At 49.5% G+C, this 1,168-nt stretch carries 2 protein-coding genes; both read right to left on the bottom strand.

The window, feature by feature from the left end:
* Positions 1-65: 65 nt before the first annotated feature.
* Positions 66-584 (bottom strand): hypothetical protein, encoded by a 519-nt coding sequence (locus M4I36_RS00020; protein ID WP_258109552.1) that lies wholly within the window; start codon positions 582-584, stop codon positions 66-68.
* The gene (locus tag M4I36_RS00015) at positions 553-1,077 is read right to left on the bottom strand and encodes a sigma-70 family RNA polymerase sigma factor (RefSeq protein ID WP_258109551.1); all 525 of its coding nucleotides are present in this window, start codon (positions 1,075-1,077) and stop codon (positions 553-555) included. The genes M4I36_RS00020 and M4I36_RS00015 overlap by 32 nt, the downstream gene beginning before the upstream one ends.
* Between the last annotated feature and the right edge of the window lie 91 nt (positions 1,078-1,168).

Here is a 1,168-nt window from a genome sequence, read left to right as displayed (position 1 = left end):
CACTCTGGCCAGCCAATCCGTCAATTTCCGGACAACAGACACCATCAACCTACGGCCACTATGCTCTAGCAGTAACACTTGGCCGCTACAAATTCACTGGAGACAGGAACGTGTGTATCAGGGAGCGCATAGTTCTGCTTCTGTATGACATCTTGCAGAATAAAGGGAACACCCGCGATAATGACTTCCTTCGTCCTCGGAGTAATGGTATCCCCGGATTTGGCGATCTCGATGCTCGGCAGTGCCATTGGATGCTTCGCTTGAATAAATGGCCCCAACTCGGTGGCATAGATAGCGAGCCTTTTCATCTCTTCGGTTTGGACTCGTTTTGGCAAATGACCTACCACAGCAGTCACGGTGCGTGTCCTTACAACATGATACGTGGAGTCTGTAAACCCAACGGATCCGGCGACCAAGACTAAAGCAAGCGGTACGCATATCCACAGCACCATAAACTGCAGATTCCAAAACCCTGCTTTCGTTCGTTTCGTCCTAGCGTGGTTCTCCAATGCGGACAACATTTTGTCTTTGTCCACAGCGAGATACTGCGGTTTAGCTTTCCGAATTCGCGGATCGACCGTCACGCCGATACCTCCCCTCGAGGATTTCCATCAACTGATTGCGCCCACGATGCAAACGTGTTCGAACCGTTCCCGACTCCAGATTCATGGCCAATGCAATATCTTTGACAGGCAAGTCTTCAAAATAGAACAGGATGATCGGAACCCTATACTTTCCATCGAGAGAAAGAATTGCTTGGTAGAGTTCACGGTCCTGCGACCGTGCCAGATACATGTCCTCGGCGCTGAGGATGGCGTTGTCCTTCTCCATAAAAAGGACACGTTTACACCACGACTTTCTTTTCGTCGCATGGCATTCATTGATGACGATCCGCATGAGCCAGGGTAACGGGTTTTCAACTTGCTTCAACTGTCCGAGCGATTTCATAGCCTTGATAAAAGACTCTTGGACAATGTCTTCTGCTGTGGCCTGATTGCGGACATGCGTATACGCAAGATACGTCAGTCGATCCGCGAATTGCGTGACCCATGAGGAAAGCACGTCGTCGATTTCCAATGCTTCACCTCCACTTAGGGACTGCTGAATGAACTAAAAACCCTGCTGTAACAAGGATTTCGCGTGCAATTTGTCGAATGAAAGTGTATGG

It is taken from the genome of Alicyclobacillus sp. SP_1 (genome assembly GCF_024706985.1).
Lineage (GTDB): Bacteria > Bacillota > Bacilli > Alicyclobacillales > Alicyclobacillaceae > Alicyclobacillus_I.
This window is presented reverse-complemented; position numbering and strand designations above follow the sequence as displayed.